Origin of the sequence: Pantoea rwandensis (assembly GCF_002095475.1) — a bacterium.
In the GTDB taxonomy this organism is placed as follows: Bacteria; Pseudomonadota; Gammaproteobacteria; order Enterobacterales; family Enterobacteriaceae; genus Pantoea; species Pantoea rwandensis.
Genome location: NZ_MLFR01000052.1, coordinates 1 through 16,756, shown reverse-complemented (window position 1 = coordinate 16,756; position 16,756 = coordinate 1). Strand labels below are relative to the sequence as shown.

Here is a 16,756-nt window from a genome sequence, read left to right as displayed (position 1 = left end):
CACCAGCCCTAGAGCGGCACCAGACTGCGTTATCACCTGAACACCAGCCCCAGAGCGGCACCAGACTGCGTTATCACCTGAACATCAGCCCCTGAGCAGCACCAGACTGCGTTATCACCTATACCGCCAGCCCCTGAGCGATACCAGACTGCTTTATCATCACAGGCTAAACACAATCGTGTGATTAACGTTTCGCTCGCTCTGCTTGCACCTGTTGTGCAATGCGGTCACCGATGGTTTTATCGATGTTGCGCCAATATTCGAACGCACGGGATAACACCGGTTCCTCTACGCCATCCAAGAGATGTCCGCTGACATTGTTGACTAAACGGTCGCGCGCGGCGTCATCCATCACATTATTCACCAAGGTATTCGCCTGACCGAAGTCATCATCGTCCTTGCGCAGCGTGTAGGGGGCCCGCACCATATTACCGCTGGACTCCCAGGTTGAGTCGGTGGGGTAGCGATCGCCATCCGCCACGGGACCGCCTTTTGAGTTCGGTGCATACACCGGATCGGACACGGGATTGATGCGCATCGCGCCATCTTTACTGTAGCTGTGTACCGGAGCGTGTGGCGCGTTGACCGGGATTTGTTTGTAGTTCACGCCTAGGCGTGCGCGGTGTGCATCAGCGTAGGCAAATACCCGTCCAATTAGCATCTTGTCAGGGCTCAAACCAATACCCGGCACCAGGTTGTTTGGCTCAAACGCCGCTTGTTCGATCTGCGCATGATTATCGGTAGGATTGCGGTTGAGCTGTAACGTGCCGACTTTGATCAGGGGATAATCCGCATGCGGCCATACTTTGGTGAGATCGAATGGATTAAAGCGATAGGTTTCTGCCTCGGCAAACGGCATGACCTGCATATAAAGCGTCCAGCTGGGGAACTCGCCCTGTTTAATCGCATTAAACAGATCGCGGGTGTGGTAATCACCATCCTGTCCCGCCAGAGTATCCGCATTCTCCTGGGCTAGAAACTCAACTCCTTGGTCAGTTTTGAAGTGATATTTCACCCAAAACTTCTCACCCTGCGCATTCACCCACATGTAAGTGTGACTTGAATAGCCATTCATATGACGCCAGCTTTTGGGAATGCCACGGTCGCCCATAAGCCAGGTGACCTGATGGGCCGATTCCGGCGAGAGCGTCCAGAAATCCCACTGCATGTCGTGATCGCGCAGGTTATTGTCAGCACGGCGTTTTTGCGAGCGGATAAAGTGCTGAAACTTCATCGGGTCACGAATGAAGAACACCGGCGTATTGTTGCCCACCATGTCGTAATTGCCTTCACTGGTATAAAACTTGAGGGCAAAACCGCGCGGATCGCGCCAGGTGTCCGGGCTACCGCGCTCTCCCGCCACGGTGGAAAAGCGCATAACAACATCGGTTTGGGTGCCGGGCTGAAACACCGCGGCTTTGGTATAGCGGCTGACATCCTCAGTGACTTTGAAGTGGCCAAACGCGCCGCTGCCTTTGGCATGGGGCTGGCGCTCAGGAATACGTTCGCGGTTAAAGTTGGCCATCTGCTCAATCAGATAGTGATCGTGCAACACCAGTGGGCCATCAGGCCCAACGGAAAGAGAGTGCTCATCGCTGGCAACCGGAATGCCAGCATCCGTGGTGGTCGGTTTACGATCGTCATTGCTCATAATATCTCCAGCTTTTGTAAGGGTAATGCAACCCCCTAAAGGTAGCAGTACCGACCAAACTTGCAGGCGAAGCGGGAGAAGACGGGATAGTTAATGCTTTAACGTCATGATGAGTTGAACCAGATTACTGATAGCAAAAAACACCAGTATCAACCCACCACCGATATTAATGGCGATGGCCAGCTTACGTATATTGATAACGCGCGCTGAGGTCAGCAGCGTAAAACAGATGATCACCAGCCACAGGCTCATAATGGCAATATGAATCGAAGCCAGCAGAAGATAGTGAGCTAATGCATGATCGCGCGCCGCAAACTGCGATACCACGGTTAGGTAGAGCATCACTGCTTTAGGGTTAAGCACATTCGCGAGCCACGCATCCTTAATGCCGATTCGTGCAGTGCGATGTGAGGCAACCGGCTGCGAGATGTGACGACCTCGACGAATTAATTGCATGCCGAGCCACAGCAAATACGCTGCGCCAGCAAAACTCAGCAGGTTGAAAATAATCGGCGAGTGCAGCAGCAGGGCGCTGATGCCTAAGCCAATCAGAAGCGCATGAGTGTAAATTCCCAGCGCGGTGCCAATGATGATCGCCGCGAGTCCGCGAGCGCCTGCCACCAGAGTGTTGTTGATTGCGAGCGTAAAGCTTGCTCCCGGCGACAAGGCCACCGGTAAGATCGCAATAATGAAGGCGAGCAGGTGCAAATTCATCGACGTAATTGCAAAGGAATGTTAAATAATTTTGAATAAAAATCAGGTGTAAAGCAATACTGTTCTGGCTGCTCGCACTTAACATCATGAATTAACGTAAGGGATTATTATGACGATTGCCTGTCTACACACTGCCGCCAGTAATATCGCACTCTTCGATGATGCGGCACATGCGCTCGGGCTACCGGTTACCGCGCTGAGTCATATTGTGATGCCACATCTGCTCGCTGAAGCGGAGAGCAGTGGCGGCATGACAACTCATCAACAGCAACGCTTAGATCAGTTTTTACACACGTTGACACCCTGGTTCGACGCGATTCTGATCACCTGTTCTACCCTTGGCCCAGTGGCGGATAGCTTTGTCGTCGATGAGCACGACTGTCCCATTTATCGCACCGATCGCATGCTGGCCGATCACCTGCATCAAATCGCAGGACCTGCATTGGTGTTGTGCGCTGCGGAGTCAACGTTGGCCGCAACTCGCGCATTGTTCTGTCCCGCGTCTTTACCTGCTGATAAGCAGCCGCAGGTGGCGCTTATTCCTGATGCCTGGGCCGCATTCAAGGCCGGTGATCATCAGCGATATCATGCATTGATTGCCGAAGCGGTAGCACAAGGGCGTGAGCAGGGCGCACAGCAGGTCGCTCTGGCGCAGGTTTCAATGGCAGCCGCCGCAAAAAGCATCAGTGCCGAATCGCGGCCATTAACGATTCCGCAACTGGCATTAAAAGCAGTCATTTAACCGGACGATGGAGTCACGATTCATCGAGGCTCCAATCTCTGGGTATTTTATGATAAAAATTTTTTCCGGTGATGATACCAAGGAATAAAATAAACCAGCATGCTGCCCCAAAATATTCCAATGGTGAGCCCGCTTAATGCACCGTGTATAAGATTGAATTGCAGTGAGGCGGTTAATTCTGGATGGATAACCACAGCGACTGAAAGCGTATATTTAATCACAAAGGCCAATAGCATAAAAATAAGCGGAAGCACCGATCCCGGTCTCGTGATGGTATCGCGATTACCGCTCGCTAAAGGTTTTGCGGTGGCGCGACTCAATAAAGCACCTGTGGCACCACCGACCAATACCCCTGCAATCATCGCTAATAGGGTATAAGCCAACCAGGTTGTTTCACGAAATACCCCGAAAAGGCCCCAAATCAGAAAAAGTAGTGGAATATAAAACAGTTTTTGTACGGCCACCTCTCGCGGGTGTAACGCTTTTAAACCACGAAAAATCAGATAGATGAAAAGAATCCACACCCACACAGGTGTGTGCTGAATCAAAGCCATCATATTCATGTTTTTCTCCTGCAGCGTAATCAGTGGTTGCCCATTCAGTCTCACAGTCAGCCTGTGATAAAAAATCACACTGTTGTGAGATTATTTTAGTGCAATTGCTGGCTAAGCGAAAATAGCCTTTGGGATAGGGAATTGAATAGATCCGCTAATAACGAGGCCATTTCATAAAACCGTAATATTTATTTGCATCAGCGCTTATTAGTGATTATGGTTGGCAACACTTTTTTACGCTTAGCGATCATCTTCTTATAAAAACCTCTGCAAAAGAGGAGGCTTGGCTATTGTCGTCTGTCAGGAACATTAATGCAGGCGACACTCAATATAATGTGGGCTGTGTCAATAAACATGAATGTTTTTTCAAACCTTTGGGATAAAGGAGACACGCAAGATGCGTCAGTCTATGGCCACACACCACGGCTATTATGTTCGTCGTAAAGCTATCAGTATTGCGATCGGTCTTTGTATCGGCATTTCAGGTGCCGCTGCCGCAGAAAACGATACGGAAGAAGCGACCAAAAGCCGTGAACGTAATTATCAGGACGAACAGGAACTGGTGGTGACAGGCGAGAAAACGGAACGATCCATTTTTGATACCGGATCGAGCGTTGAAGTTTTTGACAGCCGGCGTATGGAGGCGCTGCCAGGCGCAAACACCGTCAATGATTTGCTCCGTATGACCGCCAACACCGTGGATGTCGGTATCGGTAATGACTTGCCAACCGTGCGGGGTGTTGACGGTTCTGGCCCTTCCACTGGCGCAGGGGCTTTCCTTAGCGGAACCCGTCCGCGTCTCGGTTTATCGCTCGATGGTCGAGCGCTCACCTATAACGAACAGGCCTACGGACCGCAATCATTGTGGGATCTGGATCGCGTTGAGGTCTTCCGTGGACCGCAAAGCTACATTCAGGGCCGCAATGCCATCGCGGGTGCCATTGTCATGACCACCAAAGACCCCAGCTTTGAATGGGAGAGTGCGCTTAAAGGTGGCTTCGGTAATCAGCACGCATCGCAACTGGCCGCCATGGCGAGTGGGCCGTTGATTGATGAGCAACTGGCGTTCCGTGTCAGTGTCGATCGCCAACGCCGCCGTAGCGATATCGATCTACCGGCTTATACTCCGGTGGGGGATCCCCGCGAGGTGCAGACCACCGATGCGCGCGTTAAATTGCTGCTGAATCCAGCTGGGTTACGCGATCTCACCACCAAGCTCACCTTTAATCACTCGGATGCCGGCGCGCCGCAAAATGAGAGCCTTAACCCGATGCCGCATCCCACTAACTCACGTTATGAATGGCGGCGACCGGTATTTAAAAGCAACGTCAATAGTGGCATCTGGGACGTTGCGTGGGAGGCCAGTCCCACCTTACGGCTCGAGAATAAGCTGATTTATACCGGCTTCAATATCAATCGCTACACCGCACTCACTCAGCCGCATGCAAAAATTGATGGGCGCGAGGTCCACGTAGAGCCGGTGCTGCATTTTGGTGACGGTGACAGTCGTCTGCGCGGTTTGGCAGGGCTACGTTACTTTGATGCTTCACAAGACGAATCGGTTTATATCTTCGGGGGTTCGACCTTCAAAGACTCGACGCGCACGAGCTCTGCTTACGCAGAGATGACCTACGGCATCACGCCGCAGGTGGATATCACCGCCGCCAGCCGTCTTGAGAGTGAGCATCGCCGGCGTGTGGGCGGTAGCAACAGTGTGCGTGTTGATCTGGATGAGACCTATAACGTTTTCCTACCGAAACTGGATCTCGCCTGGAAGCCGCAGCCTGGTCAGACCTACGGTGCCCGCATTGCCCGAGGCTATAACGCCGGAGGCGCGGGTATCACCCTCAGCGCGCCGATCACCAGCTACACCTACGACTCAGAATATGTATGGAACTACGAGCTGTATAGCCGTCATCAGGCCACTGAGAATTTGGTGCTCACCAGTAATATTTTCTATAACGATTATAAGGACATGCAGCTTCCCTATTATCTGGCAAGCGGTTCATCAGTGATTCGCAATGCCGATAAAGTCGAAACCTACGGCGCGGAACTGGGGGCCAACTGGACCCCACGTTGGGATCTGAATCTGTTCGGCAATGTCGGTTTACTGAAAACCAAAATCAAGAAGTTTGCGGATAGCGGCGTCGAAGGACATGAACTGGCTCGTGCTCCAGCTTATACCGCTAATCTCGGGGCAACCTGGCAAGTCGCAGCGGGTTGGGAGGTGAGTGGCAATGTGGCGTTCTCGGACTCTTATTACTCCGCCTATGACAACGACTCACGCGGACGTATTGGTTCTTACTGGTCGGCGAATGCGCAACTGGCTTACAACTTCCTTTACGGTCGCGCCACGCTGTACGCGCAAAACCTGTTTGATTCTGACCGCAAAACCATGGTCAGCGGTAATGACGTGTATGGCGCAACACTGCAACGCTCACGCATGGTGGGTGCGGCGCTGGAACTGACATTCTAAGGAGAGATAATGAAAGGAAAAGTCATGGCTTCATTGATGCTCATCGCGAGTGTGTCCGTGAGTGCGGCAACCGTGCGTGAAGCGCTGGCACCGGCGCTGGTAGAATTAGCCTTTAGTCCAAAGCAAAATGCATTGTTTGTTAGCGCGCCGGACTGGAAGCAGGAGGATAAATCCCGCGTGCTGCGGCTTAATCCACTCACACTCAAAGCAGAGGCCGCCATTGCGCAAAAGGTTAAAGCTTTCGGGGTGGCGTTGGATGATAGCCATAACCGACTCTATGTCAGCCAAGGTTTCAATGGCGCAGTCGGCGTAGTCGATATCGAACGTAATCAACCCCTTGGCGATATCCCCTTGCAGCCTAAAGTCAATCTGGCTGCAGCCTATCGTGATGCGGGGATTGGCGGCCAGCGCTTAGCCTATTTACTTGAAGAGTTGCAGCGCTTCGGTATCAGTGACGACTATCTGTATAAAGTCCGCGAAGTAAAATATGACGCACCGAGCGGACGCCTGTTTTTACCCGGTTTGGGCTACGGCGTGGAAAGCGTGCTGTTTGTGGTGGACACCCGCAAGCTGCAACTGGAAAAAGTGATCCCCGGTTTTGGTTTCTATGCCACAGGCATCGCGATTGATGAGGTGGGGCGCAGAGTATTTGTCTCCAATATGCAGGGGCAACTGATAACCGTGAATGCCGATACATTACAGGTGACGAAGACGCAGGAAATCGAGGCCGATCAACTGCTAAATCTGGCGTATGACCCAGAGAATAACCGAGTGCTGGGTGTGGATCAGGGCATTGATCGCGATAAGCCGCGTAATAACTATCTTAGACGTACTTACACCCGCCGCAGTAGCGGACATCAGCTGTTTGCATTAGACGCAGACAGTGGCAAGGTGCTGGCAAAGGCGGATACCGATCAGGTGCCGATTGGCCTGCTGTTGGATCCTCAGCAGCAGCGCATTTATGTCACCAACCGTAATGGGGTGAGGGTCGAGCAAGGCACGGGGACCGTCACGGTATTTGATGCACGATCGTTAAAACGCCTAAAGACACTGGACTTGCCTCCGCATCCCAACAGCCTGGCGCTGGATGGAGCGAACCACGCGCTGTTTGTCACCGTGAAAAATGACGGTGCGGCCACCAAAGCGGGCAAACTGGAGAGTGTGGCGCGCATAGATGAGTAATATAGCCAAGGCATGAATGTGTCGTAGCGGTGCGGTTTATCACGCCACCTAAGTAGCCGGCTGCTAACAGTCGCGTAATAAACTAAACCGCTACGATATTGGTCCTAATGTCGGTCAACGCATGACAATATTTTTCCCTTCCACTATCCGCAAGCAATATTTCCATCCTTCAGGGTTTGTCATGAAAATGTCATTTAAGACTTTAAGAACAATCTTACTATCTTGATGAATTATAGTGATGATGATTACTGCATAATTGCCTGCTACGTGCTTTCAGGCGTCAATAAAATTATTCCCATAAAGAATTTTTGAGGCGAACAATGGAAACAATAGAGGACAGTGTTGGCTTGCGCGGAGCAAATCGACCGCAAGATGTCAGATTGGTACAGAAATTATTAAACCAGAATGGTTTTCCGCAATTACAAGTTGATGGGATTTGCGGAAATAATACTACCAAAGCGATTATCACCTACCAGAAACATTTTTATCACCATCCCGATGGCCTGGTGTCACCCGGTAAGAAAACACTCACTCAGTTAACCTCTGAACAACGTAGCGCGCTGCCACGCGCACACGGATCCACGGGTAGCAATCCGAATGGTGCGCGCAAGAACCCCATGACGATGTACCCGAGTTTTCAGGTGCTTAAGTTAATGATGCAATATGAACAACTGCATACGCTGCCCTATGACGATCACTCGTCAAGCACCATCAGCAACTGGACGGCGGGCGCGACCATTGGCTACGGGCATTGGATAAGTCGCCAAAGTGAATTCGATCAGTTTAAAGATGGCATTTCAGAGCAGGCAGCAGAAACACTCTTCTCCCAGGATTTAAAACGGTTCGTCGATGCCGTGCGTAATTATGTCAAAGTTTCTCTGACGCAAAATGAATTTGATGCATTAGTGATGCTGGCATTTAATATTGGTACGCGAGATAATCTGAACCATAAAGGATTATATTACTCGACGGCGTTGAAAGTGATTAATGGCGAATCGCCGGAGGATTTGGATCGCGCATGGATGCAGTTTGTCTATTCGCGTGGAGTACGCATGAAGGGATTAGTGAATCGCAGAAAAAGCGAACTGAACGTTTATCACAAAGGAATTTATATCAAATTATGAAAAAGCTCCTCGCTTTATCACTGGTCTGTTTTTCATTCCACGCCATGGCGCAGACGCCAGCTACGAAAAAACCGTTCTTCGACAGCAAAAGTTATCAAGTGTTTCTTGATACCAGCAAATGCGTTGAGGGAGATGTGGAGTGTGATGGCATCGTTTACCACTCGATCAATAAAAAGAATCACCACGAATTAACGCTTAAGGGTTCGACGCTGAATATTGGACCCTCACACGATTTTCGTGGTTATATTTTCCGCAACGGCGATTACAGCTATGTGCTATCACCAGCGGCTGGCGCGGGCAACGATGACAACCACGTCTGGACGTTGCAAGTTTCACAGCACCATGCCCAAGGCGACAAGGTGCTGTTTAGCGAAAACGGCAACGTCGTCGAGTGAATTAGCTCTCGGGAGACGGCACATTCACCAACCAGGTGCCACTCCCTTCATCAATATGCAGTTTATGTTGCCAGCTGCCTCCCTCCTTGCGCGTGACCTGCAACTGATAGTCACCCGGCACTAAGCTAAATTGTTTCATGCCATCCTGATCCAGAGTGTTTTGCGGTTTGCCATTAATCTCAACCCGGCTTAGTTGCGCCGCATCCGATGCGCGTAAATAGATTTGTGCGGGCACGGGGGCTTTCGTTGCGATTGCAGGATTAGGTGACATTGTCACTTGTTGCTTTGCTACAGCAACGGCGGGTTTTGTCGGGGCAACAGTCATGGCTGGCGTGTTGTTGTCGCTGAACCAGTGGGTACTGAGCAGGGCAACGCATACCGCAGCTGCGATGCCAGTACCGATCCACAGCGGACGGCGATCGCGCGTTTTGGCAACGGCGGGCATTGATTCAACGAGGTGTTCCACGGGCACCGGTAAATAGATCTCTTCACTCGCTGGTGTGAGTTCAGGCTCTGGTGCATCACACTGCACGTCCTGATCGTTGGCGACTAACAAGTCACGCAGTTCGACAATGGACTGCGGTCGTTGCTGCGGTTCGCAGGCCAACATGCGATCAATGGTGCGCAGCAATCCGCTGGAGTAGCCATTCAGACCTCGTTCGACCAGCGGTGGGTAGTTGTCACTCAGTGAACGCACGACGCTGACCGGAGGCGCTTCGCCACATATCAGCGTATGCAACACGGCACCCAGTGCATAGATATCGGTCCAGGGTCCCTGATCGCCATCGCGGCCTTCGCTGTATTGTTCGATGGGCGCGTAGCCGGGCTTGAGCATAATTTCGGTTTTATCCGTCAGGTGGCCGATGGTTTTGCAGGCCGAACCAAAATCGAGCAGTACCGGCGAACCATCCTGCTGAATGAGGATATTGTCTGGCGCGATATCGCGATGCAGATAATCATGGTCGTGCAGGGTTTTTAGCGCGCTGAGCAAAGGTGGCAACATGTCGCGAATCACGATTTCACTACAGGGGGTGAAATCACGCAGGTAGCGGCTTTTCAGGGTTTCCCCTTGATAGTACAGCGTCACCATATAAGCGGTGTCGTTGGCTTGCCAGAAACGCAGGACATGCAGCAGATGGGGATGGTTGAAGCGGCCGAGCGTTTTAGCCTCCTGCATAAAACTGTTCAAGCCCGCTTGGTAGAGGCGCAAAAAGCGTTCACTGCGCAACAGCAGATGATGGTTCTCATCACGTAAAGCAATGGAGGCGGGCATAAACTCTTTGATGGCCACGGTACGGTCTAATTCACTGTCCCATGCGCGATACACGATGCCAAAGCCACCTTCACCAATCACCTGTTGAATTTCATACTCGTTAAAGCGGTAACCGACCGGCAATGCCTGAGACGCCGTTTTGTTGCTGGCTTCACTCATGATAGTTCTCCGTACTGAAGCGCAATTGGAACGCTGCCTGGTGGTAATCCACTTGCAATGCGCGTGGCGTGGTTGCCGGAGCTTCACTTAACAACTGGCAGCTGATTTGCGGCAATAGCGTCTGTGACAGCACGGCATCGACCATCCGTCCACCGGATTCACCCTCGGTGCAGCGTTGCATGATTTGCTGAGCCACCGCTGGAGTAAATTCCGCTGTGATGGCATGGCGTTCAAGCAAGCGTTGTTGAATTTTTTCCAGACGCAGATCGATGATGCGAATAAGCATGGCATCGCTCAGCGGGACATAAGGGATCACTGATAAGCGACCTAACAGAGCGGCGGGAAATACCTCACGGAGCGGTGCGCGCAGCAGGGCATTTAACGACTCTGCGTCGGCTGGGTTGCTGTTATCGGAGCAAGCAGCCGCTATTTCATCACTGCCGATATTGGAGGTGAGAATGATCACCGTATTACGGAAATCGATACGGCGCCCCTCACCATCTTCCATCCAGCCTTTATCGAATACCTGGAAGAAGATTTCATGGACGTCAGGATGCGCTTTTTCGATCTCATCCAGCAGCACCACGCTGTAGGGACGACGGCGTACGGCCTCGGTCAGCACGCCGCCCTCGCCATAACCGACGTAGCCAGGCGGTGCGCCTTTGAGGGTGGAAACGCTATGCGACTCCTGGAATTCACTCATGTTGATGGTGATTAAATTCTGTTCACCGCCGTACAGCGTCTCAGCCAGCGCCAGCGCGGTCTCGGTTTTGCCGGTGCCTGAAGGGCCGCACAGCATAAAAACGCCAATCGGTTTGCCGGGATCGTCAAGCCCAGCCCGCGAGGTTTGAATGCGCTGCGCGATGGCACTCAGCGCGTGCTGCTGGCCAATAACCCGATTTGCCAGCGTAGCGGCGAGATTCAGTACGGCATCGCGCTCGCTCTGCAACATGCGACCCAGCGGTATGCCGGTCCAGTCAGCCACCACGCTGGCCACCACGCTACTATCCACTGCCGGGAAGGTTAAAGGCATGTCTCCCTGCAGTTGGTCTAACTGTTGTTGCAATGCCTGATAACGTGCGCGACGTTCCGCGTCTTCATCGGTGAGTAACTCAGCGCGCAGCGCACTCAGCTGCTGTGTTAGCGCGAGTGCTTGCTGCCAGCGCAGATCTAATTGCTGCTCTTCGTCTTGCAACACGGCTTGCTGTTGCTGGGCATTGGCAATCCGAGTCGTCGCTGAGTCAAAGCCGAGGCGTGCTTCGCGTTCGGCAATCTCGATTTCCAGTTGCAGTGCGGCGAGTTGCTGTCGACAAAAGGCCAGCTGTGGCGGTTGATGGTGCAAGCTCACGGACACGCGCGCACAGGCGGTATCCAGTAGCGCAATGGCTTTATCCGGTAGCTGGCGGGCAGGGATGTAGCGTTGGGAAAGGCGCACGGCACTCTGTAATGCTTCATCCAACAGGAGCACCTGATGGTGCTGTGATAGCGGTTTGGCCAAATGGCGCAGCATGAGAATGGCGGTTTGCTCATCCGGCTCTGCCACCTGCACGGGCTGAAAACGCCGCGTCAGCGCCGGGTCTTTCTCAATGTATTTTTTATATTCTGCCCAAGTGGTGGCGCCCACGGTACGCAGTTGGCCGCGCGCCAATGCCGGTTTCAACAGGTTGGCCGCATCGCCCGTGCCTTGCTGACCACCTGCGCCGACCAGCGTGTGAATCTCATCAATAAACAACACAATCGGCTGCGGGCTGGATTGAACCTGATTGATCACCGCTTGCAGGCGCGCCTCAAATTCTCCTTTGACCGAGGCACCGGCTTGCAGCAGGCCGATATCCAGCAGCCACAGCTGCACCTGTTGTAGCGGTGGTGGCACCTTGCCACTGGCAATGCACTGCGCCAGGCCCTCGGCCAACGCGGTTTTTCCGACTCCGGCCTCACCGGTAAGCAGAGGATTGTTCTGGCGACGCCGTAATAAAATATCCACCATCTGACGAATTTCATCATCGCGACCGACAACGGGATCGATGTTTCCGGCTCGCGCTTCGGCGGTGAGATCGCGACCATACTTTGCCAACACATGCTCACCCGTTGAGGGAATGGGGGTAGCTTGAGTGACGTTGTCACTTAAAGCGATTAATTGCTCATCACTTCCCTGGACGCAATCACTGAAGCTTTCCAGCAGGCGATCGGCGCTGATACGGCCAAATTCGCTGGAGATGGCCAGCAAAACGTGACGTAACGCCACTGTTTTCAATAAGGCGAGCAGCAGATGGCCGCCACGAATCTGTGTTTCGCCGACGCTGAGTGAGCAATATATCCACGCGCGCTCGACGGCGTTATCGATGTGTTCAGCAAGGTCCGCCACCGCGCTGGCACCGCGCGGCAGACGATCTAATGCCTGTAACAGGTCAGCACTCAGTTGACGTTCATCGATTTCAAAGCGACGCGTAATTTGCTGTAAGTCACCGTTCGGCTGTTGCCAGAGCTGATGTAGCCAATGCACCACTTCGACATAGGGATTACCGCGCAGTTTGCAAAACGCGGTCGCGCTTTCTAGTGACGTAAACAGGGTGCGATTCAATTTGCTAAACAGCACGTTGCGACGGATATCTGACATGGTGTTCCCTTATTAATGTGCATATCCCAGGTCGCCATAAATGGCGACCCTACAGGTCTGAGCGAAATGGATTCGTCATCTCAGGTCAGCATAAATGGCGACCCTACGGGTCTGAGCGAAATGCGTTCGAATTCCAGGTCGTAATAAATGGCGACTCTGCAGGTTTGAGCGAATGGATTCGTAGTCCCAGGTCGCCATAAATGGCGACCCTACGGGTCTGAGCGAAAATGTGTTCGTAGGGGGCGCATTTATGCGCACCTGGTTTTAGTGCTGCATATCAGGCTGGTAAATCAAATCATCACGATGACGTGGCGCAGGCTGCTCACCGAGCCAACTGGTATAACCGAGCGGCTGGTTGCCACCGAGCGCCACACCCGCAACATCCTCTTGATGTAGTTCCAGTTGCACCTCCCAGTTGTACTCAATGCCGAGGTAGTGACGAACCCAGTCCACCACCTGCTGTGCGTTGCGTGCCTTGGGGAGCAGAGCCTGATAATCGTCCAGGCGCAGCGGGCCAAACCGCAGACGAAACTTGTGTTGAATGTCGCGAACGGCACCGCCGAGAAATGCGGTTTCACCTAGGCGCGGTGCATGTTTACCGGCACGCAATTGGGCTTGTTCGCGTTCGCCTATCTGCATCCATTGCGGAATATTGTGCTTGAGCGCCACAGGCACCTGCAGATACCAACTCAGGCTGCGGGTTAATCCCTCGCCATCGTGGGTTTGCCGGGTGAAATGCCCGGCTAAGGCATAGCGTGCATGCTCATTGAGACTGCCACGATCCTGCTGCAGTGCCGGTTGGCCCACCCCAGTCAAACAGGAGAGGTAATGGTTGAATTGATGGCGGTCCGGGCGATCAAGCGCAATAGCAGGTTGGGCATCGGCCCACGCGCGGTAAAACAGCAGGATCAGGCGGTGATGAAACAGATTGCAGAACGCCACCATGCTGCGATCACTAAAGTGGGTCACGCGTTCGTGGGCATACTCAGTGAGATGCAGCGGCAGTGGACCATTTGGCCCAAACAGGCCAAAACTCCAGATATCGACCTCATGCAGCGCATCGTGATTACGCTGGCGTATCCCCGCAAGCGTGGCGGGGGCGAAAGCCAGAGAAGGTGATTGTCCTAGCCGCAAAGGTTCATGACGCGGTAGCGGGGCGCGGCCAAGTTGCCACGCGCTCCCTGCTTGGGCATCAAGGCGTCGTAGCAATTGGAAAAGGTCGTGCTGGAAAGGGGCTGCACGACGCTGCTGCCAAAAATCATCGGGCAGACGACGGGCAATTCGCCAGCCCTGTTGCATCGCAGTCATAGTAGTGACCTCTTGCCCATCTGCGGCGGCCAGTAACCCACTTCCCCGCGCTGTGTGCTGTTCACCGTCAGTTCGGTAAAGGTGTTGATGGCTACCATGCGGCGAAACAGCGTGGCGAGAACACTGCCCAGTAGCCACGGGCTGGCACCGCCGAACGCTTGCTCATCAAGGGTCAGGGTAATGGCAATACCGCGTGCGAAGACAATGGGGCCAGGCTCGGGCACGCGACGAAAGACCGGGCGCAGCTCACATTGTCTGACGCCTGCAATCTGGCGCGAGGTCGCCGCTTCGGCGGTATCGGCATACAGCGCCAGCAGTTGGCGCAGTGAGGCCGCGCCCTCATCGCCTTCGCTCTCCAGTAAACTCAGGTAATTGAGCTGCAACTGGCTAATGAGACGCCAGGCTGAGGCACCGGCTGCCAGCGCCGGGCGTGGTGCGCTCGGGCCTTTGCGCAGATGAATGCCCAAAACGGGCGCGGAGGTGGAAAGGGTGAATTGATCCATACCTTGCTGTTTCAACAGCAGCGGCAAATCGCGGTTGGTACACAACACATCGGCCATCACGTACTGCACCTCTTCGGACCAAGGCGATTGCTGTTCATCCACGAGGGTGACAAACAATTCAGAACCGCCGTAGCCGGTGCGCGTCCCGTATATTTTGGCCTGGTCCGACAGGGTGCGCTGCTCACGCCGTTGCGAAAAATAGGCCCCATAATTGCCATTATCGCGGCCAAAACTGTGCCAGAAAGGACGGAACACTTGCTCTTTATGCAGCGATTGGCCACTGCCATAAAGGCGGCTGACACTGAACACCTCATAATCCATCGGGTTAGTGTTATCGACCACCAGATGATAATCGTTGCGTCCTTCGCTAAGCTGAATACGTTCCGCCACGCGCGGAAACAGATTGATGGCAGGCGTGCAGTGCAGCGCCAGATGTGACACATCCACCAGGCTTTCCAGGTCGTCTTCCGCTTTATCCAACAGCAGCACAATCTCCATCTCGGTGGCACCGCGCAGCTGTTTCACCAGAGGTTGCAATCCGCTGGTACGGAAAAACAGGAAGCGGGCGGGGAAAGCAAAATACTCCTGCAGCAATCGATAGCCGGTGAAATTGCGTAAGTCGTCAGGCAGAAGCGCCTCTTCGCTGGCGAATCCCTGCTGTTGCAGCGCGTCAGCCTCCAGCAGTAGATGTTGTGCATTGTCGATGCCGCGATAGAGCACACCAACACAGTGCGCCATTAGTAACTCCATCAATGCACTGGCGGTCAAATCTGCGCCGCTCAGGTGGAAACGCACATCCTCTATCTCTAACTGATGGAGCGGAATATTCCCGGTGGTTTGCAGGCGAATGCGTAAGGCGCGCACCGCCCCACGTTGGGCAAGTTGGGCCGCGGAAACGGGCAAGTTAGCCGGGATACCTCCCAGCGACACTTCGCGCAGTTGCAGCGGCAGTAGCGTCACATCGTGGGCTGTGCGGTATTTACAGCTGACCCCTTTGCTCTTCATCGCCTGGTTTTCAATCAGTGAACCGCGCGGAATAGAGAAGCCGCTGCTAATTTTGCCTTTCATATGATCGGGCTGAAACTCAACAATCGCCATTGACGGCGTGGGCGCCAGGTAATTGGGGTAGATCATCTCCAGCAGCTGTTCAGTGAAACGGGGGAATTCGGCATCCATTTTCAACTGCACGCGCGAGGTCAGGAATGCAAATCCTTCCATTAAGCGTTCGATATAGGGATCGGAAACCTCAATACCCTGCATGCCCAGGCGCCCAGCCACTTTGGGGTAGTGCTCGGCGAATTCTGCGCCCATCTCGCGCAGATAGTTAAGTTCACGATTGTAGTAATCAAGCAGTTGAGGATTCATGCATCTGCGTCCTTCAGGTCAAATCGGCTGTGTTCCAGGTCGAGTTCGGTACGAAAAACAAACGCCAGCGGCCAGGGAATGCACCAGAGATTGCCGCTGATTTCGATGGAGAGCGTGTTGTGATTGTTGAGTGCGTTGACATCCGTCAGGCAGCGGATCTGCAGGTCATGCGGGATTATGCGCGGTTCAAACTGCAACATGGCACGGCGTAGTGCGGCGCGGACGTCATCCCACTCAATCTCCGACATGCGCTTACCCGCCAGCGGCGTCAATCCAAAATTGATCACCGACATGCGCGCGTCAGGCCAGGGCCGCAGATCATGTTGGCTTTCATTGTTGATACAGTTGAACAGCCACTGCAGGTCGCGCAGTACCTGAGTGCGCAGCGTCTGATGGCTGACCGACTGACGTCCCAGTTCAATGTTTTGTTGTTCGGGATGATCGTCAGTGAGGCGATCGAGCAAACTGGGGCGCATCTCATCCTGAGTGGTGATGCGCTGTTGCGTGCGCGACTGCCAGCCGTTGAAACTGTCGGGATGGGGTTTCATTGTGGCTCCTTGGGATGGCGGTACGCATAAATGCGTACCCTACGACGCTCGTGCCAGGCTGTAGCGGCGCAATTCATTCATTGCGCGTTTTTAAGCTGCGACGCAGCTTCGGTTCAGCACGATGAATCGTGCCGCAACGGTTTCC

Annotated in this window: 13 protein-coding genes; 5 read left to right on the top strand and 8 right to left on the bottom strand. The window is 53.5% G+C overall.

The features are described from left to right. Window positions 1–184 precede the first annotated feature (184 nt). On the bottom strand, window positions 185–1,651 hold the full coding sequence (locus HA51_RS26350; RefSeq protein ID WP_084938378.1) for a catalase: 1,467 nt from the start codon (window positions 1,649–1,651) through the stop codon (window positions 185–187). A 90-nt stretch (window positions 1,652–1,741) separates the two neighbouring features. Next, on the bottom strand, window positions 1,742–2,365 hold the full coding sequence (locus tag HA51_RS26345; protein ID WP_084938377.1) for a LysE family translocator: 624 nt from the start codon (window positions 2,363–2,365) through the stop codon (window positions 1,742–1,744). Window positions 2,366–2,474: 109 nt separating this feature from the next. Between HA51_RS26345 and HA51_RS26340 the strand changes: the two genes are divergently transcribed. Next, on the top strand, window positions 2,475–3,107 hold the full coding sequence (locus HA51_RS26340; RefSeq protein ID WP_084938376.1) for a glutamate racemase: 633 nt from the start codon (window positions 2,475–2,477) through the stop codon (window positions 3,105–3,107). Window positions 3,108–3,154: 47 nt separating this feature from the next. On the opposite strand, the gene HA51_RS26335 is transcribed toward HA51_RS26340, so the two are convergent. Further along, window positions 3,155–3,715, bottom strand: a complete 561-nt coding sequence (locus tag HA51_RS26335) for a DUF6622 family protein (RefSeq protein ID WP_342744895.1) — start codon at window positions 3,713–3,715, stop codon at window positions 3,155–3,157. 343 nt (window positions 3,716–4,058) lie between these two features. Here HA51_RS26335 and HA51_RS26330 point away from each other — a divergent pair, with 343 nt between their 5' ends. The 4 genes from HA51_RS26330 (at window position 4,059) to HA51_RS26315 (ending at window position 8,838) form a co-directional block, all read left to right on the top strand. After that, window positions 4,059–6,137 (top strand): TonB-dependent receptor, encoded by a 2,079-nt coding sequence (locus tag HA51_RS26330; protein ID WP_084938374.1) that lies wholly within the window; start codon window positions 4,059–4,061, stop codon window positions 6,135–6,137. Window positions 6,138–6,146: 9 nt separating this feature from the next. Further along, window positions 6,147–7,319 carry a YncE family protein gene (locus HA51_RS26325; RefSeq protein ID WP_084938373.1) on the top strand — a complete coding sequence of 391 codons (1,173 nt, stop codon included), beginning with the start codon at window positions 6,147–6,149 and terminating at the stop codon, window positions 7,317–7,319. 320 nt (window positions 7,320–7,639) lie between these two features. Beyond that, entirely contained in the window at window positions 7,640–8,443 is an 804-nt protein-coding gene (locus HA51_RS26320) for a glycoside hydrolase family protein (RefSeq protein ID WP_084938372.1), read from the top strand. After that, on the top strand, window positions 8,440–8,838 hold the full coding sequence (locus tag HA51_RS26315) for a hypothetical protein (RefSeq protein ID WP_084938371.1): 399 nt from the start codon (window positions 8,440–8,442) through the stop codon (window positions 8,836–8,838). Before HA51_RS26320 ends, HA51_RS26315 begins: the two co-directional genes overlap by 4 nt. A 1-nt stretch (window position 8,839) precedes the next feature. Here HA51_RS26315 and HA51_RS26310 read toward each other — a convergent pair whose 3' ends face one another. From HA51_RS26310 to tssE, 5 genes are all read right to left on the bottom strand, one after another. Further along, window positions 8,840–10,270 (bottom strand): serine/threonine protein kinase, encoded by a 1,431-nt coding sequence (locus tag HA51_RS26310; RefSeq protein WP_084938370.1) that lies wholly within the window; start codon window positions 10,268–10,270, stop codon window positions 8,840–8,842. Continuing rightward, the gene (gene tssH, locus HA51_RS26305) at window positions 10,263–12,887 is read right to left on the bottom strand and encodes a type VI secretion system ATPase TssH (protein ID WP_084938369.1); all 2,625 of its coding nucleotides are present in this window, start codon (window positions 12,885–12,887) and stop codon (window positions 10,263–10,265) included. The genes HA51_RS26310 and tssH overlap by 8 nt, the downstream gene beginning before the upstream one ends. A gap of 264 nt (window positions 12,888–13,151) precedes the next feature. Next, complete coding sequence (tssG, locus tag HA51_RS26300; protein WP_084938368.1) at window positions 13,152–14,195, bottom strand: type VI secretion system baseplate subunit TssG; 1,044 nt, start codon at window positions 14,193–14,195, stop codon at window positions 13,152–13,154. After that, window positions 14,192–16,063 (bottom strand): type VI secretion system baseplate subunit TssF, encoded by a 1,872-nt coding sequence (gene tssF, locus HA51_RS26295; RefSeq protein WP_084938367.1) that lies wholly within the window; start codon window positions 16,061–16,063, stop codon window positions 14,192–14,194. Before tssF ends, tssG begins: the two co-directional genes overlap by 4 nt. Next, window positions 16,060–16,611 carry a type VI secretion system baseplate subunit TssE gene (gene tssE / locus HA51_RS26290; protein ID WP_084938366.1) on the bottom strand — a complete coding sequence of 184 codons (552 nt, stop codon included), beginning with the start codon at window positions 16,609–16,611 and terminating at the stop codon, window positions 16,060–16,062. The genes tssF and tssE overlap by 4 nt, the downstream gene beginning before the upstream one ends. Between the last annotated feature and the right edge of the window lie 145 nt (window positions 16,612–16,756).